At 38.3% G+C, this 21701-nt stretch carries 21 protein-coding genes; 15 read left to right on the top strand and 6 right to left on the bottom strand.

Going from position 1 to position 21701, the window contains the following annotated elements; all coding sequences use genetic code 11:
* Positions 1-579: transposase (locus tag CD001_RS22120; RefSeq protein WP_142303672.1), on the top strand; the 579-nt coding region annotated here is incomplete at its 5' end.
* A 105-nt stretch (positions 580-684) separates the two neighbouring features.
* On the opposite strand, the gene CD001_RS22115 is transcribed toward CD001_RS22120, so the two are convergent.
* The gene (locus CD001_RS22115) at positions 685-984 is read right to left on the bottom strand and encodes a YtzH-like family protein (protein ID WP_096189783.1); all 300 of its coding nucleotides are present in this window, start codon (positions 982-984) and stop codon (positions 685-687) included.
* A 278-nt stretch (positions 985-1262) separates the two neighbouring features.
* Between CD001_RS22115 and trmB the strand changes: the two genes are divergently transcribed.
* Together trmB and CD001_RS22105 are read left to right on the top strand one after the other, a co-directional pair.
* Entirely contained in the window at positions 1263-1898 is a 636-nt protein-coding gene (trmB, locus tag CD001_RS22110; protein ID WP_096189782.1) for a tRNA (guanosine(46)-N7)-methyltransferase TrmB, read from the top strand.
* A 27-nt stretch (positions 1899-1925) separates the two neighbouring features.
* The gene (locus CD001_RS22105; RefSeq protein ID WP_096189781.1) at positions 1926-2786 is read left to right on the top strand and encodes a YtnP family quorum-quenching lactonase; all 861 of its coding nucleotides are present in this window, start codon (positions 1926-1928) and stop codon (positions 2784-2786) included.
* Between the two features lie 73 nt (positions 2787-2859).
* Here the strand turns inward: CD001_RS22105 and CD001_RS22100 are convergent, their stop codons facing one another.
* Positions 2860-3498 carry a pentapeptide repeat-containing protein gene (locus CD001_RS22100; RefSeq protein WP_096189780.1) on the bottom strand — a complete coding sequence of 213 codons (639 nt, stop codon included), beginning with the start codon at positions 3496-3498 and terminating at the stop codon, positions 2860-2862.
* 404 nt (positions 3499-3902) lie between these two features.
* Here CD001_RS22100 and CD001_RS22095 point away from each other — a divergent pair, with 404 nt between their 5' ends.
* The gene (locus tag CD001_RS22095; protein WP_142303627.1) at positions 3903-4325 is read left to right on the top strand and encodes a hypothetical protein; all 423 of its coding nucleotides are present in this window, start codon (positions 3903-3905) and stop codon (positions 4323-4325) included.
* Positions 4326-4767: 442 nt separating this feature from the next.
* Here the strand turns inward: CD001_RS22095 and CD001_RS22090 are convergent, their stop codons facing one another.
* Both CD001_RS22090 and CD001_RS22085 read right to left on the bottom strand, forming a co-directional pair.
* On the bottom strand, positions 4768-7203 hold the full coding sequence (locus CD001_RS22090) for a S8 family serine peptidase (RefSeq protein WP_306454093.1): 2436 nt from the start codon (positions 7201-7203) through the stop codon (positions 4768-4770).
* 441 nt (positions 7204-7644) lie between these two features.
* Positions 7645-7968 carry a PepSY domain-containing protein gene (locus tag CD001_RS22085; RefSeq protein WP_096189778.1) on the bottom strand — a complete coding sequence of 108 codons (324 nt, stop codon included), beginning with the start codon at positions 7966-7968 and terminating at the stop codon, positions 7645-7647.
* A 378-nt stretch (positions 7969-8346) separates the two neighbouring features.
* Between CD001_RS22085 and CD001_RS22080 the strand changes: the two genes are divergently transcribed.
* Positions 8347-9420 carry a M42 family metallopeptidase gene (locus CD001_RS22080; protein ID WP_096189777.1) on the top strand — a complete coding sequence of 358 codons (1074 nt, stop codon included), beginning with the start codon at positions 8347-8349 and terminating at the stop codon, positions 9418-9420.
* A 298-nt stretch (positions 9421-9718) separates the two neighbouring features.
* Here the strand turns inward: CD001_RS22080 and CD001_RS27065 are convergent, their stop codons facing one another.
* Positions 9719-9853: a hypothetical protein gene (locus tag CD001_RS27065; protein ID WP_257009901.1), complete on the bottom strand. Its 135-nt coding sequence runs from the start codon at positions 9851-9853 to the stop codon at positions 9719-9721.
* A 94-nt stretch (positions 9854-9947) separates the two neighbouring features.
* On the opposite strand from CD001_RS27065, the gene CD001_RS22075 reads away from it, so the two are divergent.
* Positions 9948-10460, top strand: coding sequence for a DUF84 family protein (locus tag CD001_RS22075; RefSeq protein WP_306454092.1), 513 nt, complete (start codon positions 9948-9950; stop codon positions 10458-10460).
* Positions 10461-10500: 40 nt separating this feature from the next.
* On the opposite strand, the gene CD001_RS22070 is transcribed toward CD001_RS22075, so the two are convergent.
* On the bottom strand, positions 10501-10947 hold the full coding sequence (locus tag CD001_RS22070) for a YtoQ family protein (RefSeq protein ID WP_096189776.1): 447 nt from the start codon (positions 10945-10947) through the stop codon (positions 10501-10503).
* Positions 10948-11249: 302 nt separating this feature from the next.
* Here CD001_RS22070 and CD001_RS22065 point away from each other — a divergent pair, with 302 nt between their 5' ends.
* The 9 genes from CD001_RS22065 (at position 11250) to CD001_RS22025 (ending at position 21580) form a co-directional block, all read left to right on the top strand.
* Positions 11250-11762: a hypothetical protein gene (locus CD001_RS22065; RefSeq protein ID WP_096189775.1), complete on the top strand. Its 513-nt coding sequence runs from the start codon at positions 11250-11252 to the stop codon at positions 11760-11762.
* 248 nt (positions 11763-12010) lie between these two features.
* Complete coding sequence (locus CD001_RS22060; RefSeq protein ID WP_096189774.1) at positions 12011-13021, top strand: PTS transporter subunit IIC; 1011 nt, start codon at positions 12011-12013, stop codon at positions 13019-13021.
* Positions 13022-13033: 12 nt separating this feature from the next.
* Positions 13034-13348, top strand: coding sequence for a thioredoxin family protein (locus CD001_RS22055; protein ID WP_096189773.1), 315 nt, complete (start codon positions 13034-13036; stop codon positions 13346-13348).
* 413 nt (positions 13349-13761) lie between these two features.
* Positions 13762-14571 (top strand): DUF1444 domain-containing protein, encoded by an 810-nt coding sequence (locus CD001_RS22050; RefSeq protein ID WP_096189772.1) that lies wholly within the window; start codon positions 13762-13764, stop codon positions 14569-14571.
* Positions 14572-14847: 276 nt separating this feature from the next.
* Positions 14848-17460 (top strand): DNA translocase FtsK, encoded by a 2613-nt coding sequence (locus tag CD001_RS27155; protein WP_306454091.1) that lies wholly within the window; start codon positions 14848-14850, stop codon positions 17458-17460.
* Positions 17461-17660: 200 nt separating this feature from the next.
* Complete coding sequence (locus tag CD001_RS22040; protein WP_096189771.1) at positions 17661-17849, top strand: hypothetical protein; 189 nt, start codon at positions 17661-17663, stop codon at positions 17847-17849.
* A gap of 43 nt (positions 17850-17892) precedes the next feature.
* Positions 17893-19008 carry a nicotinate phosphoribosyltransferase gene (locus CD001_RS22035; RefSeq protein ID WP_096189770.1) on the top strand — a complete coding sequence of 372 codons (1116 nt, stop codon included), beginning with the start codon at positions 17893-17895 and terminating at the stop codon, positions 19006-19008.
* A 439-nt stretch (positions 19009-19447) separates the two neighbouring features.
* Positions 19448-20092 (top strand): hypothetical protein, encoded by a 645-nt coding sequence (locus CD001_RS22030; RefSeq protein ID WP_096189769.1) that lies wholly within the window; start codon positions 19448-19450, stop codon positions 20090-20092.
* A gap of 123 nt (positions 20093-20215) precedes the next feature.
* On the top strand, positions 20216-21580 hold the full coding sequence (locus CD001_RS22025) for a transposase (RefSeq protein ID WP_096186425.1): 1365 nt from the start codon (positions 20216-20218) through the stop codon (positions 21578-21580).
* Positions 21581-21701: the final 121 nt, after the last annotated feature.

Below are 21701 nucleotides of genomic sequence, written 5' to 3'. Positions count from 1 at the left end.
GCTGTTAAAAAGGCACTTGGTAGCCCTGTTATTATCGCAGATCGCTTTCATTTTTGTCGCTATATTTTTTGGGCGTTAGATCGTGTTAGAAGAAGAGTTCAAAAAGACTTTCATGACTACGACCGTAAGAAGTGTAAGAGAATGAAGCATGTGTTTAATAAAAAATTCGAAGAATTGACTGAAAGACAACATTGGTACTTAGAGAGATATTTGAACCTTTCCAGTGAGTTGAGAGATGCTTATAAGTTAAAAGAAGCCTTCAGATTATGGTTTGAAGAAGCGAAGCAAGCTGGCTCAAAAGAGGGACTAAGCGTGAAGCGAGGGCTACATAACTTTTATAAGCTAGTAGATGAGTCAGGAATGAAGGAGTTCACGAAAGCGATACAAACATTAAAAAACTGGGAAACAGAGATTATTAACAGTTTTACTTTCGGATTTACCAACGGCCCAATAGAAGGGCTGAACAACCAAACGAAAGTAATTAAGCGCAATGCATTTGGTTTTAAACGTTATGATCGTTTGCGAATGCGAGTACTATTACATCACCAATTAAAAGGAAAAACAATTCAAGTTGGATAAAGGGGAGGGAGATCGAGGCTCCCACCCCAACATTTGACTTAGAACCTAAAATATTGAGGAAAGCATCCGGCGACAGTAATGTCTAGTGCCAGGCACCAATTTTTCTTATAGGAAAGTCGAGTCACCTTGTGGCCGTTGTTCAGCCTGTTGAATCTCGTGAACATATTTTTGTAATTCCTGTATATTTACACTGTTGTGTTCGTTCGGTATATCATGATGATGAGCATAGTGCTGAATGTTTGCAGCGATTGATTTAATGTCCTCGGGTACAGTATGATTTTCGATAAGGGAGTTTGCAAGCCGTTCAACCTGCTCGTACTCATCATGTGTCCCGTAGTTTTCATCTTGCTGGTTTTGTAAAATGTCTACAAGAAGCTGTAATTGATGATGATAATTCATTGCCATACATGCCACATCCTCATTTCGTATTTATAGTGAGCGTTCAACAAGAGGACGAAAGAGCCATGGATTACAAGGCAGTCTAGCCTTTTACCAGGGTATTTTGACCATCCTCTTTGTTTAGTCTTTAAAAGGATGTGAATATTCGTCAAAATTATGCTTCGTGATTGCATTTCATTATGAAAATGGAATGCGGCGCTAATTTTTGTTCAATAAAATGCTATTTAAAATTGTGAGTAGGCTATATGATAAGAAATGTGTATAAATTGGAGTGTGAGTATAAAATGCGTTTACGTAATAAACCTTGGGCACGAGAAATGATTGAAAACAATCCGCATATTGTTGAACCAAATCCTCAAAGTTATAAAGGTCGATGGAACGATCTTTTTGGAAACGACTTTCCTTTACATGTTGAAGTCGGTACTGGGAAAGGACGTTTTGTTACGAAAATGGGGGAGAAGTTTCCAGACCGAAATATGATTGGTATTGAAAAATTTGATAGTGTTATAATTTCTGGAGTAGAGCGTTTGATTGAAAATCCTATGAAAAATGTCCGGCTTTTAAAAGAAGACGTTTCAGAACTAACCGATTTTTTTGCGAACAAAGAAATTGATCGATTATATATTAACTTTACTGATCCATGGCCCAAAAACAGACATGCGAAACGACGGTTAACTCATGAAGGATTTTTGCAGAAATACGCCGAAGTATTAAAGAATGATGGAGAAATCCATTTTAAAACAGATAACCAAGGCCTCTTTGAGTACTCAATTGAAAGTATGACCAGATTTGGATATAAATTAAAAAATGTCAGCCTTGACCTTCATCAAAGTGACATGGAGGATAATGTCATGACGGAATATGAAGAAAAATTTTCATCAAGGGGCATGAGAATATACCGCTTAGAGGCTTATCTGTAATACGCATCCTGCGAAGGAGGAATGATCATGGCTTTAGAGCAATGGGCAATCGGAGATATGAAAATGACATGGTTAAATGGTGGAGTGACACATATGGATGGTGGTGCAATGTTCGGTGTTGTACCTAAGCCTTTATGGTCAAAAAAGTATCCACTTAATGAAAATAATCAAATAGAACTTCGAACAGATCCAATCTTAATTCAAGTTAACGATGTAAATATTTTAATTGAGACGGGAATTGGGAATGAAAAGTTTTCTGATAAAGCAATGCGGAATTTTGGTATTACACAAGAAGCTAAAATTGAAGAAAGTCTAGCTGCATTAAATCTAACTGTAGAGGATATTGACCATGTGTTGATGACACATATGCATTTTGATCATGCTTGTGGAGCTACTAAGTGGAAGAATGGAGAAATAGTACCAACATTTCCGAACGCTACATTTTGGATACAGCAAACCGAATGGGATGAATTGAAGAACCCTAATATTCGTTCTCGAAACACATATTTTGAGGAAAACTGGAAGCCAATAGAGCATCAAGTTAAAAACTTCAAGAAGTCGGTTGAAGTAGTTAAAGGTATTCAGTTAATACATACAGGTGGTCATAGTGCCGGGCACTGTATCGTGAAAATTGACCGGGGCGGAGAATTGATTTACCATATGGCTGATTTAATGCCTACTCATGCACATCAAAATGTATTATGGGTACTTGCATATGATGATTATCCGATGGACTCGATTGGGGCAAAACAAAAATACTTACTTCCAGCAATCGAAAACGGTGCTGCATTTATTTTTTATCATGACTACAAATATCGCGTCATAAAGTGGGATAAGTCCGGTAAAAACATGGTCGAAACTGTCGTGCGTAACCGTGAAAATGAATAAAAAGAGAAAAGCTGACCTTCTCGATGCATTCGGGAAGGTTATTTATTATAGTTTTTAAAAGGTTAGGTTTGAGCTATTCTTCCTTAATAGTAAGGCCTAACAATTTTGAAAAACCAATTGCCTGTTCCCGTGATACTGTACATCCACTTAACTTTTCAAAGGACACATGTAGCTGGTTGAATGTACAATTACTAATATCAATTCCATTCATCTGTGTTCCGGTAAAATTACTTTTATCGAGATCACACTCATTAAACGTGATCCACTTTACTTTTGTCTCATAAAAATCAGCTTGATTAAGTATCGTGCGGTTAAAAGATATTTGTTTTAAGTCTGAATAACCGAGTGAAAGCATGTTTGCAAGACACTCTTCAAACTGAACATTACGTAATGTTGCACCTGATAAGTTGAACCCTAATAGTTTGCAATCCTTAAACAAAACACGATGAATAATCGCATCAGTAAAATCAACATTTGATAAGTCACATTTTTCAAAGGTAACGTCAATTAGTTCTACTTTTTCCAATGAATTCTCTTGAAAAGTGACATCACGAAAAACGGATTGTTCAAAATAGATTTGTGAATGGGTCATTTGAGTAACCGTACAATCTTGAATCAACACTTGTTCATATTGCTCTTCATATTCGGAAATTTCAGTTTGCTCAAGGATGTCGGGAATGTTAGGCTGTTGAATTTTACTCGTTTTGCTCAAGTTGATCACCTATTCGTTAATGATTTTAAAACTATCATACCGTTTGGATTAACGAAAAGTAAAGAAAAAGACATATGATAGAATATCAATTAATTGAGGCGTTGTCAGTAGTAAAGCAAACACAGTGGTTTAAAGTAAAGGCAGATGTTGCCTTTGTACAAAGATAAGAATTTATAAAATATCAATCTCTCGATTGATGTCTAGACTTCAGAAGCCATCGGCTCGAGGTCGCTTCGCCCCGCCACTTGAAGTCTAGTTCGGACTTCTTCCTGTCGGTAGCCCCAAAGAGCATTTACATCACGAGCTTTCACACGGAGGTGGTGATTTCGGCGTTCCCGCAGGACGCGGGGGGTTTTAGCCGAAGGTCTGATTTAGCGATTTGCCTCGACGGACAGGACGTCCTAATGCCGGGCATGCCACAGGACGTGGCGTATTGCCCGGTTGACGGATATAACCACAGATCGATGCTAGAAGAGGAAAAGGCAGCGCTTGCTCCTGCGGTTACTCGTCGCAGAAAAACAGTGCTCCTGCGGTTACTCGTCGCAGAAAAACAGTGCTCCTGCGGTTACTCGTCGCAGACTATGTGCTTCTTCCTCTACAAGATTAATCGAAGAAGAGAATGCGTCGAAGCAGCTCGTAGAGAATTCAGAGAAGAATCGCTCGTTGCTCCTGCGGTTACTCGTCGCAGACTATGTGCTTCTTCCTCTACAAGATTAATCGAAGAAGAGAATGCGTCGAAGCAGCTCGTAGAGAATTCAGAGAAGAATCGCTCGTTGCTCCTGCGGTTACTCGTCGCAGACTATGTGCTCCTTCCTCTACAAGATTAATCGAAGAAGAGAATGCGTCGAAGCAGCTCGTAGAGAATTCAGAGAAGAATCGCTCGTTGCTCCTGTGGTTACTCGTCGCAGACTATGTGCTTCTTCCTCTACAAGATTAATCGAAGAAGAGAATGCGTCGAAGTAGCTCGTAGAGAATTCAGAGAAGAATCGCTAAGTTAAAGAGTGTCGCCGATAGGCGGGCGCCTTGCGCTTTTCTTGCTAGAGGTGAAGGTCCATAGAGGCGATTTTCCCCGATTAGCTGGAACTTTGTCCGTAGCAAAGAAGACACTACGAATGCATACGAAGTACAGCACGAGTAGATGACGCACTTGTGCTCTGGAATGCAAGCGAGTGTACTTTTTGCACAATACCCATTACAAATAAGAAATGGTACCCACCAATACGGTAGGCACCACTCTTTTTAACTAGGGTTTGTCCAAGCCTCAACGGTTTAGTCTAAATCAAAATAGCCTAAAACCCATCCTTCTTCTTTATCATCTTTACCAACCCAAACGACAAATGCATATTCATCAGATGGTAAGACGATCGGTAGCAATGGCAAAATATTATTTGCATCAATTTGTACGTTGTTTTCCCCTGCAGGAAGGTCAGCTTCTTCAGCAATGATTGCTCCGGAATTTAGGTCTGAATTGTAAATCATAAAGTCGACATAATCGACATCTTTATTTAAATTTAAAGTGACATCGAATATGCCATCTTCAAGTGTAAAGCTTCCAGAGTCAAGAAGGTCGATTAGATCAAAAACTTCATAAGGATCTTGGACGAATAGAATAGTAGGGACTTCAATGACTTCATCCTCGTGTGTAAGTGTGATCATACCTTCATAATAACCAGGTTCCAATCCGCTAGCATTTACTTGTACGTTCATATTCACCTTTTGCGATTTACCAGACTGAACATTGAGGTTATTACTAGTATTCACACTGATATGTTCTCCCCCATCATAAAACTCTACATTCAGTGAATATCGTTTTCTTTCACTTGAAAGGTTCTTAATCTCAAAGTGCTGTCGTTCAACTTGTCGGCCGTTTTCTTTAACGAATGTCCCGTAAGAATACGAGCCTGGTGCAACAAGTGTTTCTGTATTTAATGCATCAACAATGCGGATACTTCCAGCACCTTGTGTATTAAATGGATAAACATCACCATTTATATCAATCATTGACTCAGCAGTATTCATTAATGCTGACTTCACATCTTGCGTATCCCAACCTGAATGCTTTTCAAGTAATACTGCAACAGCACCAGCTACATGTGGAGCTGCCATACTTGTACCTTGAAGAGAGGCATATCCATGTGGGTCATCTGAATCGTGTGTTGGAACAGTACTTAAAATATTTACTCCAGGAGCTGATACATCTGGTTTAATCATCCAAGTTCCCATTGCAGGTCCTCGAGAAGAGAAATCTGCGACCGTTTCCCCGACTTCTCCGACTGATTGAATATCAAATGTTACAGTATTGTTGCCATCTTCTAATTCTTGAAGCATTTTTAAACCGTCATCATTTGAAATTTTAATTGTTGGTACGGCTGTACCAGGAACATCTGGCTGAACACCAGCGACATTATTATAAATGACAGCACCGACAGCGCCTGCTTCATTTGCATTTGACGCTTTTTCTACGAACGGATATTCACCACGCTCGATTAAGGCAATTTTCCCATCAACATCAACATCTTCAAAATCTGACGCGCTGCCTAACCCAACATGAACAAATTCAAATTCCTGATCGTTTAATGAAAGTAACTCATTATCTCCAGGGTGTCCCATAACTGCGGCGGATGGATAATCGACACCATTAGACGTAAACATATCGGCTTCATATAAGAAGTAAGGGATCCTTGTTGCCCCAACTGAAATCGCTTCACGACTCGTACCAGGAGATCCGACTGTCCACTCATTAGGACCACTGTTTCCGTTAGATGTAACCGCTACGACTCCTTCTGCCATTGCCCAGTCAAGAGCAAGAGATGTTGCGAAATCAGGGTCATTAGAAGAATTTCCTAACGATAAGTTCATTACATCGGCACCGTCTTGAACAGCACGTTCAATCCCTGCAATGACATTGGCTGTAGTACCGCTTCCACCAGGTCCTAATACCCTGTAAGCAAGTAATGATGCATCAGGAGCGACACCTTTAATTTCCCCATTTGCTGCAACCGTACCTGCTACATGTGTACCATGGTTCGTAGAACCACCACGAGGGTCACCAGGAGGTGTTTCTTGAGGGTCATCGTTATTATCTACGAAATCCCAGCCTAAATAATCTCCAAATGCATGTTCAAGGTCAGGATGTGTATAGTCTACGCCTGTATCAATAACCGCTACAGTAACTCCCTCACCTGTATATCCAAGTTCCCATGCATCATTTGCACCGATAAATGGAGCAGTTTCCATCATTTCTGGAGAAACTTCATTTGCCCCAATTTCAATAGACTCAATTACTTCTGCCTCGTACGTGACGTTCGGATAAATTGCTTTGATTCCTGCAACTCCAGCGAGGTCACGGATTTCACTTTGTTTCAATTCGACAGAAAAGCCGCTAAATACATAGTCATACTCACGGCCTACTTCACTGCTTTCGGCAGCATTTTTAATATCTTCAATTACTTGTTCACGAACATTTTCTAGCTCATCTTTTGATTGATTTTTACCACTGTGCTTTGCTTCAACAATAGAAGGCTCATCTAATTCGACAATAATGGTTGTTAACTCATCAGAAGAAAAGTCATATTCACCCATTATAGTTGGCAGACGTTCTAGAGTGTTATTGTTGCCACCTTGTGTAGGATAGGAAAAGCCAGTTGAAAATAAAAGAAGCATCGTTAACATAAGTAATAATTGTTTGCTAAATGTTTTCTTCAAAAATAATCCCCCCATAAATTTTATGATGATTAAGTACGACTTCTGGCCAATTACACCTCCAGTAATATAAAAAATTGTAAAAAAAATCATACAATAGTAAAAATTCGTTTAGTTTACAAACTATTCCTTGGTACGAAAGTTTTAAAATTTAAAAAACTATGAAAAATTAACATAAATAACATTTGTTGATATGAGTGATTAATAGGTCAAAGTACTCATATTTATGACAAAAATCGAACTTATTTACTCGGACTTTCATACTTATTTTCGGGAATTTTCTACATGTTCGTTGTGTAGGGACTTTTGAGAAAAAAGAAGGAGAATAAATAGTGGAAAAATAAGAGGGTGTGTCGAAAGAGTTGATCTTACATGTGAAAAAGGATTACAAAGCAATAGTGCCCGGCACTCGCCGGGCACTAAGAAGGTTGCTTATGTTATCTTTTAGTCCTCATGTTTGTGTAGCTGCAAGATTGCACCTGTTGCGGCATCAACGAAAAATTCATACGCACTCATCTTATCGTCTTCATCAGTACAAGTGATACCGCCACGGTATACTTTATAAATTAACCCTTCTTTTTCAAGTTCCTCTGTAATCATATGAATCCATGAGCCATCAATTGTACCGAGTGATTTCGCTTTCTGTTTAACAAGTTTTAAAGCTTTTTCTGGTGAAAGCTGTTCTTGTCTTTTATCTAATTGACTTTTAGCTAACATCGTGACAGCGACTCCTGCTCCAACGCCGGCAGCAAAACGTTTCCATCCCATATAAACACCCTCTTTTTTTATGTATTCTATGCATTTGTTAACGGAATGCGTATGAACATGATTATTTATTTAGTATGACATGAAGAAGCAATATCCATTCCGCGGAGTTATTGCTTTTAAGTGTCATAAATAAATCGATCTATCCTTTATTTTACAATGAGGTATGCAAGAATAAAAGTACTATATAAGAGGATGTTAAAGAAGTTCGGAATTAATTTCAGTCGAAATGTCTGAAATTAAACTCTGTTTAGTTGATTTATTAAGTTTATAATAAGCATTTTTTATTTCGATTTTCGAAAAAAGTGGAAACCTGTCTGACAATTCGTTAAAATAAAACTAGCATACATAATAGTAATTGACGAATGGAAGGGGTTTATTATGAGAAAAGAGACGTTTGATATGTTTAATACACTGACTCAGCTTCCGGGTGCTCCTGGATTTGAACATGAAGTTCGTGCATATGTACGTGAAGAGTTAAAAAAGTATAGTGATGAAGTCATTCAAGACCGATTGGGCGGAATTTTTGGGGTGAAAAAAGGTGACGAGCAAGGACCAAGAGTCATGGTTGCAGGTCACATGGATGAAGTTGGCTTTATGGTTACACAAATTACCGATAAAGGTCTAATTCGCTTTCAAACGCTTGGAGGTTGGTGGAGCCAAGTATTACTAGCGCAACGTCTACAAATAATTACGGATAATGGTCCGGTTACAGGAGTTGTCGGTTCAATTCCACCTCACCTTTTAGATGAAGCAAAACGTAAAAAGCCAATGGAAATAAAAAATATGTACATTGATATTGGGGCAGACGACAAAGAGGATGCAGAAAGAATTGGAATAAAACCAGGTCAGCAAATTGTGCCAATCTGTCCATTAGAAAAAATGGCAAATGAAAAGAAGCTTCTTTCTAAAGCTTGGGATAATCGCTATGGTGTCGGTCTATCGATTGAACTGCTAAAAGAGCTTCAAGGTGAAAAAACACCGAATATGCTATTCTCTGGAGCAACTGTTCAAGAAGAAGTAGGGTTAAGAGGTGCGCAAGTCGCAGCAAATATGATTAATCCAGACCTTTTCTATGCACTTGATGCAAGTCCTGCAAATGATGCAACAGGTGACAAAGACGCTTTCGGGCATCTTGGAAAAGGTGCACTTTTGCGAATTTATGACCGTACAATGGTAACTCATCGAGGAATGCGTGAATTTATATTAGATACGGCAGAGACGAACGATATTCCATACCAATTTTTCATTTCACAAGGAGGAACAGATGCTGGAAGAGTCCATATTTCAGGAAGTGGAGTCCCATCTGCAGTAATTGGAGTATGTTCCCGTTATATTCATACTTCTGCATCTATTATCCATGTAGATGACTATGCTGCAGCAAAAGAGCTATTGACTACTCTAGTGAGAAAAACAGACAAAACATCTTTAGACAGTATTCGTGATAATGTGTAAAAACAAAGTGTGACAATCAGCGAATAGGCTGTCCTAAAAAACGAGCTGGAATTTTACTAATCATATCCCAGCTCGTTTTCTATGTGATTATGAAAAGAGATGTCTTCAAAATACTTTTAGCAAGAACCAAATTAATAAGGTCCCTTATAGGGTGGCCCGTTTTACGGGCGGATAGTTATTTCTCGAATGAGTGATAGGCGGTGACTCTGGAGATGGTGGGCGTATAGAACCGCCCTCTTTTTTCTACTTGGACGGCGATAGGAGGAGTGTTTTGGCGGACAACAGATCCCTTAATTGACTAAAAATCAGCTTTCTCGCAATCTTCGAGGACACCAGTTCCGTTATCCCCTCCAAAACACGAGTAATCAGCAACTTTTTCATTCAATAGCGGATCGTGTGGCCGCACAACACCGCTAATTAGCCTTTTCGTCACAAATAGAGGATCCTATGGCCGCATACGCCGCTTTTGGAGATTAGCTCAATTTAAGATATGATGAGTGCAATGCAAATGATGGAGGAAATACGTAATGATGAGAGTAGGAATTGGTTCAAAAAATCATGCAAAAGTAAAAGCAGTGAAAGAAGTTTTAAAAACTTCTTTTCAAATAGAATCTTTAGCTGTTCCAAGTTCAGTTTCAGAACAACCATTTTCTGATGTAGAAACGAAGCAAGGTGCGATAAATCGGGCAAAATATCTTGTCAACCACTTGTCTTTTGATATCGGAATTGGTTTAGAAGGAGGGGTCGTTGATGAGCACCATGAAATGACGATTTGTAATTGGGGCGCTTTAGCAACGAAAGAAGGAGATGTATTTGTAGCGGGAGGTGCAAGAATTCCTTTACCTGAGGAAATTGCTGAACAATTACGAGGTGGACATGAACTTGGGGATGTCATTGATCAATGGGCAAACAAAATTGATGTAAGGAAAAATGAAGGAACGGTTGGGATTTTAACGATGGGGCAAATAACGAGGGTGACGATGTTTGAACATGTTGTACGGTTACTAGTCGGTCAATGGCAGTTACAGAACCAAAAATAAAAGGCAGTGGGGGATCACTGCCTAACAATCAAAAAGCTAATTATTTTCCTTCAAAAATATAGGCTAATGCTTTTAACGCTTGGTCAACCGTTTCAACAGTAACTTGCGCTTTTTCAGAAATCTCTTTTAACGGATGATGGAGCTCTTCAGGGCGTATAAGGATAAGAGGTTTGTTTAGTGCAATAGCTGTTGAAGCATCCATTGCACTATTCCATTGTTTGTATTTTTCTCCAAAAAGTGCAATGACAACGTCTGATTTACTAAGTAAGACTTGAGTTCGCAAATTGTTAAACTTAGATGCAGCTTCGTCTTTGAATATTTTGTCTGGCTGTGTCCCTAATATTTCTTCACCAATATTGTCTGATCTGTCATGATTTTCCATCGGCCCAACAAAGTTTAGCGGTAAGTTGTTCGCTTTCGCTTTTTCTTTCACTTCTTCTCGCCAATCATCGTGAATCTGACCTGCTAAGTATACAGTAAGTTCCATACATTACCACTCCTATTCGGATTCAATTTGTTGTATCGTGGGTTCACATTTATTTTACTTGACATCAGGGGGAAAGAAAAATATTAACAACTATGAAAAGATGCAACATAGAAATTTCGACAAAAAACGAGAGAGAGTCTTTATTTTTATCCATTTATAGAACTTTTGGAACCGTTTTTAGAAAAAATATTAAAAAAAATGTAGAAATATATAGAAATTTTTAAAATCCATTCTCTTTCATTTCATATATTGTGTTAAAATGATACTAATTAATAAAGAGAAAGTACTAGGAGGGAGAAAGTTTGCTATTTAGAAAGTTAACAGGGATTTCCATACTGTTAGCAGCAACGATACTGTTAGCAGCTTGTAATGTTTCTGAAGCAAGTGTCGCAGAAGATAATGAAGAGATGTTTCAGGAAAAAATGGTTCAAGAAAAAATGGAACCTAACGTTGAAGAAGGCGACCTTTCCATATATATACCTGCTACATTAGATAGAGAAGTCGTAGATGAATTTAATATAGAGTTTACTCGTAATGACCAAGTTTTTCTATTGTTTTTAAATGATCAAACCGATTATGATTCAGAAGAAGCATTATTAGATGAACTTATGATAAATGAAGAAGATCCGATTACCCTTGAACTTGACGAAGAGGACGGTAAGTTTGGATATCTTGTCGTTGCGGAGTTTGATGAAGAAAGTTATCGAGTAGTCGTTGGTTATGAAGGGGCAAAATTGACAACAATAAGTTCATTAGAGAATGTCAACGATGATGCAGAAATGATGTTTGATATCGTAAAATCAATTGAACGATAATATGTGGAGGCTGGGACAAAACCCAGTAAAATAGAGTGGCCCTCACCGGTTTTGGTGAGAGCCATTTCTTTTCTAGCAAATGTTCTATTGGTGTTGATTGTTCAATAAAAAAAATCGGAGTATCCTTTATCAAACACGATCAATAGAATCTTTTTTGCTTTAAAGAGACTGTTTTGTCACAGCTTCTTCGTTTTTCTTCTATATTTATATTAAAATAAAGATTGAAATAATCAGTGGTGGTGAAAATATTGAAAGCGTTTTTAGATAGAAAAGGAGTCAAACCATCCTTTCATACATATGTCATACAAGCATTAAGTTTCATGGCTTTAGGTTTGTTTTCTTCGTTAATAATCGGATTGATCATGGAAACGATAGGTGACTTGTTAGGACTTGACCTTTTAAAATCAATGGGAGATATGGCAATGGGTCTATATGGCCCTGCAATAGGAGTGGCAGTCGCTTATGGACTTAAAGCACCTCGGCTAGTTTTATTTGCCGCAGTTATTAGTGGTGCAGCTGGAGCAGAGCTTGGTGGACCTGCAGGCAGCTTTATTGCAGCATTACTATCAACTGAAATCGGTAAGCTTGTGTCGAAAGAGACGAAGCTTGATATTATTGTTACCCCATTTATTACGATTTTTGTTGGTATTGGTACAGCAACATTGATTGGACCATCCATTGATTTTGGTCTCAGTCAGTTTGGAGACTTTTTGGAATGGGCAACGGAACAGCAGCCATTTATTATGGGAATCATTATTGCGATTTTTATGGGACTTGCATTAACAGCACCTATTTCGAGTGTAGCGATTGCGTTTATGATTGGTATTGAAGGGATTGCGGCTGGTGCAGCAACGGTTGGATGTGCCGCACAAATGATAGGATTTGCAACGAGCAGCTTTCGTGAGAACCGTTGGTCAGGATTTGTTGCACAAGGTATCGGAACATCAATGCTCCAAATCGGAAATATTATGAAAAACCCGTGGATTATCCTGCCCCCGACATTAACAGCTGCAATACTTGGTCCAATTGCTACAGTCGTCTTTCTAATGGAAAATAATGATGCTGGAGCTGGCATGGGAACGAGTGGATTAGTCGGACAAATAATGACTATTCACACGATGGGAAGCAGTATGTCAGTGTTACTATCAATTGCATTATTGCATTTTATTTTGCCTGCAGTTCTCAGTCTTATTTTCTCGGAATGGCTGCGGAAAACTGGTAAAATAAAAGCTGGAGATATGAAAATTGAACAATCATAGGAGGTGTATTTAATGAAAGATATTACATCAAACGAACAATTTAATGAAGTTGTTAATCATGAAAATGCTGTATTAATGTTTTCAGCAGGATGGTGCCCTGATTGTGTTGTTATTGAACCACATCTGCCTGAAATAGAGGAGCGTTTCAATCAATTTACCTTTTATAAAATAAATCGCGATGATTTTATTGAAACGTGCCAGGAGTATGACGTCTTTGGAATTCCGAGCTTTCTCGTATTTAAAAATGGAAAAGAAGTAGACCGCTTCGTAAGTAAAGATCGCAAGTCGAAAGAAGAAATTATTGATTTCTTAGAAAAAAACAAGTAACCGTATCGGAAAGAGCTGCCAATTGGCAGCTCTTTCTACCTGTTGAACGGACTTCACATTAGAGTGCGGATGATGATATCACTTTGGAGGACACTGAATCCGTTAATACTATCAAAAAGCTTAACACTGGAAGTTTCGCTGACACTCGTACCGCCAAGATAAGAGTATGAAGAGATATTCTCACGTTTTTCACATATAACACATCCTATGTCCTTAATCATGATACAAATAATTTTTTTTGACGATAACGGATCTTGTGTCTGTGAAAAGAAACGATACTGATCAATATATGAGATAAACATAGCAGATGAGACACAAGTAGCAAAGTGCATTGTCCAATAAGCATACCTGTTTTGGATAAGGTTGTTCTCATGTTAAAATGAGAAGTGTGAATTATAGGAGGTATGCAAAGGATGAAACCTATACAAATAAAGCGTGCAATTGAAAATGAAATAAACAATGAACATTGGATAACAAAGTTCGACCGTGAGAAAGAGACGCTTCGAATTGTTGATAAAAGGTTTGATAAAGGGGTTACCTTAAACCTTACTGCATTAAAAGATAAATTTAAGGAAGATGAAAGCAATGCCCTTGCAGAGACAATGAATTATGTAACGGAAGGGCTTAAATTACTCCATGAAAAGGTTCAAGTGAAAGGAAATGAAAAGAACGTTTACCCTGTCATTCGATCTACATCATTCCCGACTGAACTAGAGGATGGAAAGAAATTAGTATTTACCGATCATACGGCAGAGACTCGTATATTTTATGCTGTAGACCATGGTGCTTCCTTCTCGTTAATTGATGAAGAAACGTTAAATCAAGAAGGTAAAACGCTTAAGGAGCTTCAAGAGACGGCATTGTTTAATGTGAGATCATTAAATTACAACATGAAAAAAGACGAAGTTGCTGGAAATGTCTTTTATTTTGTGAATGCTGATGATGGTTATGATGCGAGTCGAATGTTAAATGAATCTTTAATGAGAGAGATGGAAAAGAAAGTGTCAGGTGAATTTGCTGTCGCTGTTCCTCATCAAGATGTGCTTATATTTGCTGATATTCGGAACGAAGTAGGGTACGATATATTAGCTCAAATGGTGTTTCAGTTCTTTTCAGAAGGTAGAGTTCCAATTACAGCATTGCCATTCGTCTATGAAGACGGTGAATTCGAACCTATATTTATTTTAGCTCAACGAAAACCTAAAGATTCGACAAAAAAATAAACTTACTTCGAATGTTATATGAGCAGGAGGATGAGAATCACCATAATAGGTGGTTCTTTTTCGATTTTTTCATAAGTTTCAAGAAGCAATTACACAATTTCTGATATACTTTGTTTCAGAGAGATTTATGTTATATGTTGAGAAACACCCTCTATTTTACCTGAAAATGAGTGCAGGACAGATAGCTTAAAAACTCTATCAATACAAAGGTAGAATATGACGCTGAGGCAAAAAAACATAACGAAATTGATGTTTGAACGTTGAAAGGTGATTATATTGAAAAAAAGACTACTTAGACATGTTTCTACGATAAAGGAATGGTTATTTCCAAAGGAAGACGGTAACGAAGGGATTGACCACGATCAAAGGCAATTTAATTTTAAACAGAACCTATCAAAGAAGGTTCCGCAATCTAAAACAGCTGAAGCGAAAATTATTAACCAATATCCGAAGCAAGGAACGTTTCGTTTCCCGGTTGTAAAAGATAATGAAGTGATTGGTAAAGCAGTACTGAACCAATCCCAATCGTTAAAAAAAGAGAGGACAACGAATACATCCAACACTCGTTCGTATGAAGTAAAGCAAGAGTCCAACGATGACTCCAGACAAAATGATACTAATAAGGTCAAAGAACACAGTTTAGAAAAAGAGAAGGATTCAATGATGTTTCAAGGAGTCGGGTTTCGCCCTCAAGAAACGCCTTCCCCAATTTATGGTTTTCGAAAAGCGCCAAGAAATGAATCACTAGAAGTCGAAGAGGAAGTCTCCGCAGGTATTACAAATGAAACAACATATTCTACATATACAAATAGCCAATATAATATGGAATACGAAGAAGATGTCATTGAAGAGAAAGATGATCAAGAAGAGATTGCATATAAGGGGTTAAATAGAGTAGAAAAAATCGAAAATGACTTAGCTGAGTTTCAAGAGACAGATGATCATGAAGAACCTGGATCTCTGGGGAAGACGCCTTTTGATCAGATTAAAGAAGAAAATGACAAAGTAAATCATTTAGGTAACCGTACGGAAAGCACTCCAATTCAGGAGCCGCAAAAGAAAACGCCTTTTGACCAGATTAAAGAAGAAAATGACAAAGTAAATCGTTTAAATAACCGTACGGAAAGCACTCCAATTCAGGAGCCGCTAAAGAAAACACCTTTTGATCAGATTAAAGAAGAGAATGACGATCAAGTAAGTCGGTTACTTAAGCGCGCTGAAAGCACTCAAGATCAGCAGACGACAAGTGATCCGGTTATACAAAAACGAGAGGAAGAAAAGGTTCAAAATCAAAGAAAAACAATCTCTGCTTCTGGACAATCATCCAAACTTAAACAGAACAAGGCAAATAAAATGGAAAAGAGGGGAACGCTAGATCATAACCAGACAATTACGCCATACAATGTGTTAATGCTTCCTAGCGATCGTAAAAAAGAGCAGCAGCGTCAAACTGAAAATGGCACAAGCTACGTGGCTCCAGGTCTACACTTACTCGATGTTCCACCGAGGAAAGAAAATCATGATGATGAGTGGCTTATGCAACAGTCAAAAAAGCTGGATGAAACGTTTGAATACTTCCACATCCGTGCAAAAGTCGTCCGTTTTACAAAAGGTCCATCTGTCACACGCTTTGAAATCCAGCCGGAACCAGGTGTTAAAGTTAGTAAAATAACGAACTTAACAGATGATTTGAAACTTAGTTTGGCAGCAAAGGAAATCCGGATAGAAGCACCTATTCCCGGAAAGACAACGGTAGGTATAGAAGTTCCAAATGAAAAATCTGAGCCAGTCTTTTTACGAGAAATACTTCATGCTCCAGTTTTTCAAAAATCATCGTCACCATTAACAGTTGCATTAGGAATGGATATTGCTGGTGAAGCAGTCGTGACAGATTTGCAAAAAATGCCTCACGGGCTTATTGCCGGAGCAACTGGTTCTGGAAAAAGTGTTTGTGTCAATTCTATTTTAGTCAGCTTGCTTTATAAAGCATCTCCGAAGGATGTTCGCTTACTTTTAATTGATCCGAAAATGGTTGAACTAGCTCCATATAATGATGTTCCACATCTTGCAGCGCCTGTTATAACTGATCCGAAGCAAGCGACTGAAGGGTTGAAATGGGCGGTAGCTGAAATGGAGCAACGCTATGAAAAATTAGCAGAATCGGGAACACGTGATATTGGACGCTTTAATCAAAAAATGAAAGAGCAAGGTAAAGAAGCTGATACATTACCTTATATAGTGATCGTCGTTGATGAACTGGCTGACTTAATGATGGTTTCTCCCTCTGATGTAGAAAGTGCTATTTGCCGGATTGCTCAAAAAGCGAGGGCGTGCGGTATTCATTTATTAGTTGCAACACAAAGACCTTCAGTAGATGTTATTACAGGGCTTATTAAAGCAAATATTCCAACGAGAATTGCATTTTCAGTATCCTCTCAAGCTGATTCAAGAACGATTCTTGATAGTGGCGGTGCGGAGAGACTGTTAGGTAGAGGCGATATGCTACTTCTCGAAAATGGCTCCTCAAAGCCGGTCAGGCTGCAAGGGACTTTTGTGACTGATGATGAAATCGATCGTGTAACGGAAGCAGTAAAGAAATCTGGAGAACAAAAGTTCTTATTTGAAAAAGAAGATTTAGACCAACAAATGGTTGATGAAGACAGTGATGAATTGTTCGACGAAGTTTGTGGATTTGTCGTGGAACAACAAGCAGCCTCCACTTCATTACTGCAACGTCATTTCCGAATGGGCTACAATCGAGCAGCGAGGTTAATTGACCTGTTAGAAGCACAAGGAATTGTTTCTCCAGCAAAAGGGAGTAAGCCGAGAGACGTTTATTTGACAAAAAACGATTTAAACGAAAAAATAATGACAAAAGAAGAATTTTAGACTACCAAGTTTACTTCTTTTTTTATACAATTGTAATGAAAGTTAATTTCTTATGAAGTTTGTAAAGGGCAAAAGACTTCATGTTTTGCTCAGGTGCTAACAAAATATTCAAAGTATGGAGACCCGTCAATTACTGATGGTCTGCTACACCATACTGGCAAGATGATGTTGAACTTTATAACCTTAGGAGGGATGTTTTCATGCAGCAAATTCCTTTGGCAAACTTGGTTCACCATGTATCACCAGAATGGATCCACCTGTTAACAGAACAAGAAAGAACACAATGGATTGTACTTCGAAATGGTATTCAGCACGTAAATGAAACAGATTTAGCTGAAATATTAGAAGCAGTAATTGAAGAACATCGAAAAAGCCCTTTTTATCACTAAGAAAAGACATTGTAACGTCTTAGTTATGCAAGGAGTATTAGAAATGGTTCCGACAAAAGAAATACAGCTTAAATTGCAAGGAAAGATTAACCGTCTAACGAATAAAACGTTTAAGTTTGATGAACGTGTAAGTGAAGGTTGGTTCTCGGCAGTTTATTTTTTGAAAACGAAAAAAATTGCTGAAAAGTATAAAAAAGATAACGTTGTGACGATGCAGTTTTTTCAAAAGAAAAATGCCGTCCTTTGTGGCACAGATGAAGTAATTGCGCTCATTCATACGTTTGCTGAAAAGCCGGAAGAATTAGAAATCTATTCTCTTAAAGACGGTGATAAAATTGAGCCTCATGAAACCGTATTAACGATACGGGGACCTTATCAAAATTTCGGATTTTTAGAAGGGCTCATTGATGGGATTTTAGCCCGTCGGACATCGGTAGCTACAAATGTTTATGAGGTTGTAAAAGCCGCTAAATCCTCCGGAAAAGAAAAACCGGTTATTTTTATGGGTGACCGTGATGACCATTTTACTCAACAAGCTGGAGATGGTTATGCAGCTTACATTGGTGGTTCTAAAGCACAAGCAACGCACGCGATGAATGAGTGGTGGGGAAAAAGGGGTATGGGTACGATGCCTCATGCTTTAATTCAATTGTTTGAAGGTGATGTTGTTGAGGCGTCAAGAGCCTATCACGAGACATTCCCAGATGATGAATTATTGGCGTTAGTTGACTATAACAATGATGTGATAACAGATTCCCTTAAAGTAGCAAGGGAATTTGGTGAGACGTTAAAAGGCGTTCGGGTAGATACATCTAAAAATTTGATTGATCAATACTTTACTCGTAATCCTGACGTTTTAGGGACATTTGACCCGAGAGGTGTGAATCCGAAACTGCTATTTGCCTTACGAGAAGCATTAGATGAAGAAGGATTTGACCACGTGAAAATTGTCGCTTCAGGTGGATTTGATGCTGAGCGTATTGCAGAATATGAAAAGCTCCATGTACCAGTCGACATGTATGGAGTTGGTAGCAGCTTATTAAAAATTCATATTGGTTTTACGGGAGATAATGTTTTATTAGATGATAAAGAAGAAGCAAAAACCGGACGAAAGTATCGTGAAAATCCTCGTTTGGAACGAATTGAATATCTCGGATAAGAAAAGAAGCAGGTCTGATATTCCATAATATATACGCTTCATCTTTGCTAAAGAAAAGTCGTATATGTGGAAACTCGGGCCTCTTCTTGTTTTAAAGAAGTACGATGAAGATCAGTAGCCGATGTTTACCAAGAATAAACTTATACTATAGTGCTGATATGGGCATTAGTACAGGAAAGGTTGGTAAAATTGGTACTACTATCAATGAATATTTGAATTCTGTGGTATCTTTTTCGTTAAAATTATAAAACTCTGGGCGCGTATGACGTCATCTAATGCTTGCATGAAAGCAAAAGAGTTTCTAGGCAAGCACATTATGCTTGCTGAGAACCATATAAACGAAAAGCAAAGTTTTGTTTATCGGTAATGTGCCGATGTGAACAGAGGAAAGATAAGGCAAATGGTTTTTTGTCCTTCTCCTTGGAACTGAGGTGATAATATGAAAAACGAAAAGGCGACCTTTCTTGTGGATTTTCAAAAAATGAAAGAAAAAAAGCAATCTGATGCTGAAAATACATTGCTCGATTTATATGAATCACTCTTTCAATATATCGAAAAGGAAGCGAACCTAAGGGAAAAAGTGCGAGCAAAACATATTTTTGCTCACAAGGTTGGAATACCGAAGGGTGAACCAATGGCTTCTGACATACATATGCATTTTGAGCACTGGTTTGCCTTTGATTATATAACAGTAGTAGGCTCTAGAATGTTCGATTTATTTATTCGTGATAAAAAAGAAACGATGTCAAAAAAGATGCTTGAACTTAGCAGCTTTTTACTGCTTATGACTTTTGAGCCTGTTCGCTTACAAGAGACGGAAAAAAACTATGTTAATTATAAATCAATCATAACGAAAGAAAATAAGCAAGCAACACCGTTTATTTTCCCGATAGAAGGAAAATATGACGACATTGTTCTCATACGAACCGTGCAAACAGGCTTTAAACAAATGATGATTGGGCCGACTATTCCACTAAACGATCATGGTGCAGCATTAATAACGAAAAAATTAGAAAATCATCAAAATAGTGTCATTCACAAAAGAAAATATTTAAAAGAATATGGAATTGATTATTTACGTTGAATGAATTTCATAATTATTGGCCCTTACAGGCCAAGGGTTTCAAGACATGAAAAAAGGAGTACCTCCCCAAATGTCGAATTTAGTAAGTAACGAGCAAACTAATTCGAAGGGGGAAAGACTCCTATGTCTATTGTACGACAAGAAAGTCTTTTTAGCATGCAAATTTTATTTGATTTAGAACCTACCCAACGTTACGATGAGATTTTTTCAGCCATTAATATCCATCCACTCCTTACCGTGGTATCAAAAAAATCCAATTTAGGCAGGCCCGTTAAATTAAACTATCCTGCCATGATTCAAGCACTTGTAGTAAGACTCGTTGAAAGAATTCCTGAAATACAACTTCTCATTAAACGTTTAAACTCGGATCTTAAGTTTAAGATAGATTGCGGTTTTTTAGTATCAGATCCTGTTCCTTCGGAAGCTTCGTTTTCAAGGATGATTACAAAGATCAAAGATACAAACGTTCTTGAAGAGGTCAATTCTCAAATAGTACTTGATGCGATTCAAGAAGAATTTATTACGAATTCCAATATCGCCATCGACTCTGGTCACTTTGAAGCGAGAGATCAGGCTCCTTCCAAGAAAGAAGAGAAACCAAAGCCTGAGCCAAAGAAACGTGGGCGTAAATCAAAGGCGGAACGCGAACAATGGTTAAAAGAGAAAGAAGCCATGGAAGCCTCTTTGTCCATTTTTGAAAAGAAAATTGAAGATCAGCTAGACGTTTCTTATGATGAACTTCATGGTCAGCTGCCTCTTGACCCTGCATGGGGCGTGAAGAAAAACAGTGAAGGTAAAAATGTGTTTTGGTACGGGTATAAAGGCCATTTGGCTGTGGATACAAAAACACAATTTATTCTCCAATCGACGATTTCTTCAGGCAGCCTAAACGATGGGAAAGCAGCTATCCCTTTATTAAAAGGAATAGAAAGTAACTTTCCGGAACTTAGGATGATCTTTGTCCTAATGGATGCAGGGTATGATTACGATGCCATCTATGAACAAGTCCATCGAATGAAAGGGCATTCCATCATTGCTTACAACAAAAAGAATGAATCAGAGCCAATTGGGTTTGATGAGAATTTCGCTCCAACCTGTGTCAGAGAACATTCGTATCGATATGATAGCTTTGATCAAAAGTATCAAACGCTAAAATATACTCGTCCAAAGGAATGTATAGACTGCCCACTAGCTGATGATTCCTTATGCCAAAAGGTTTACAAGATAAAAATAGAGTCTGATTTACGGCGGTATAGTGCACCTGCACGTGGTTCCATTGCCTGGAAAGAGCGATTCAAAGAACGGAGCTCCGTTGAACGGGTGATTGGATACCTCAAAGAATTTTTTCAGTTAAACAATGTAAGATATCGAACAGGAAAGCGAGCCAAAGTCCATTTTGATTTAGTTACCATGGTATATAATGGCATGAGATTAGCCAGCATGCGACTTGCTCAAAAACAAACTTCAACGAGTTTGGCAGCAGCTTAATAAAATGCAGGGAACCAGTGATTGTAGCGAAAGGTGCGAGACGCCTTCGGGAATAGCATTAGCTGAAGATCCCGCAGGGTGCTCTCCCCGAGGAAGCTGAAGCAATGCCCGAGGCAAGCGA

The organism is Evansella halocellulosilytica (assembly GCF_002335745.1).
GTDB lineage: Bacteria > Bacillota > Bacilli > Bacillales > Salisediminibacteriaceae > Bacillus_CA > Bacillus_CA halocellulosilytica.
Note: the sequence above shows the minus strand (reverse complement) of the source record. Positions and strands in the feature narration are given on the sequence as shown.

What these genes read in the sequence shown, in the direction of transcription:
- CD001_RS22050 (WP_096189772.1), top strand. Translation starts at nt 13,762, where the DNA reads ATGAAACCTATACAAATAAAGCGTGCAATTGAAAATGAAATAAACAAT.
- CD001_RS22105 (WP_096189781.1), top strand. Translation starts at nt 1,926, where the DNA reads ATGGCTTTAGAGCAATGGGCAATCGGAGATATGAAAATGACATGGTTA.
- CD001_RS22075 (WP_306454092.1), top strand. Translation starts at nt 9,948, where the DNA reads ATGATGAGAGTAGGAATTGGTTCAAAAAATCATGCAAAAGTAAAAGCA.
- trmB (WP_096189782.1), top strand. Translation starts at nt 1,263, where the DNA reads ATGCGTTTACGTAATAAACCTTGGGCACGAGAAATGATTGAAAACAAT.
- CD001_RS22095 (WP_142303627.1), top strand. Translation starts at nt 3,903, where the DNA reads ATGCCGGGCATGCCACAGGACGTGGCGTATTGCCCGGTTGACGGATAT.
- CD001_RS22055 (WP_096189773.1), top strand. Translation starts at nt 13,034, where the DNA reads ATGAAAGATATTACATCAAACGAACAATTTAATGAAGTTGTTAATCAT.
- CD001_RS22070 (WP_096189776.1), bottom strand. Translation starts at nt 10,947, where the DNA reads ATGGAACTTACTGTATACTTAGCAGGTCAGATTCACGATGATTGGCGA.
- CD001_RS22025 (WP_096186425.1), top strand. Translation starts at nt 20,216, where the DNA reads ATGTCTATTGTACGACAAGAAAGTCTTTTTAGCATGCAAATTTTATTT.
- CD001_RS22035 (WP_096189770.1), top strand. Translation starts at nt 17,893, where the DNA reads ATGGTTCCGACAAAAGAAATACAGCTTAAATTGCAAGGAAAGATTAAC.
- CD001_RS22030 (WP_096189769.1), top strand. Translation starts at nt 19,448, where the DNA reads ATGAAAAACGAAAAGGCGACCTTTCTTGTGGATTTTCAAAAAATGAAA.
- CD001_RS22115 (WP_096189783.1), bottom strand. Translation starts at nt 984, where the DNA reads ATGGCAATGAATTATCATCATCAATTACAGCTTCTTGTAGACATTTTA.
- CD001_RS22085 (WP_096189778.1), bottom strand. Translation starts at nt 7,968, where the DNA reads ATGGGATGGAAACGTTTTGCTGCCGGCGTTGGAGCAGGAGTCGCTGTC.
- CD001_RS22080 (WP_096189777.1), top strand. Translation starts at nt 8,347, where the DNA reads ATGAGAAAAGAGACGTTTGATATGTTTAATACACTGACTCAGCTTCCG.
- CD001_RS22040 (WP_096189771.1), top strand. Translation starts at nt 17,661, where the DNA reads ATGCAGCAAATTCCTTTGGCAAACTTGGTTCACCATGTATCACCAGAA.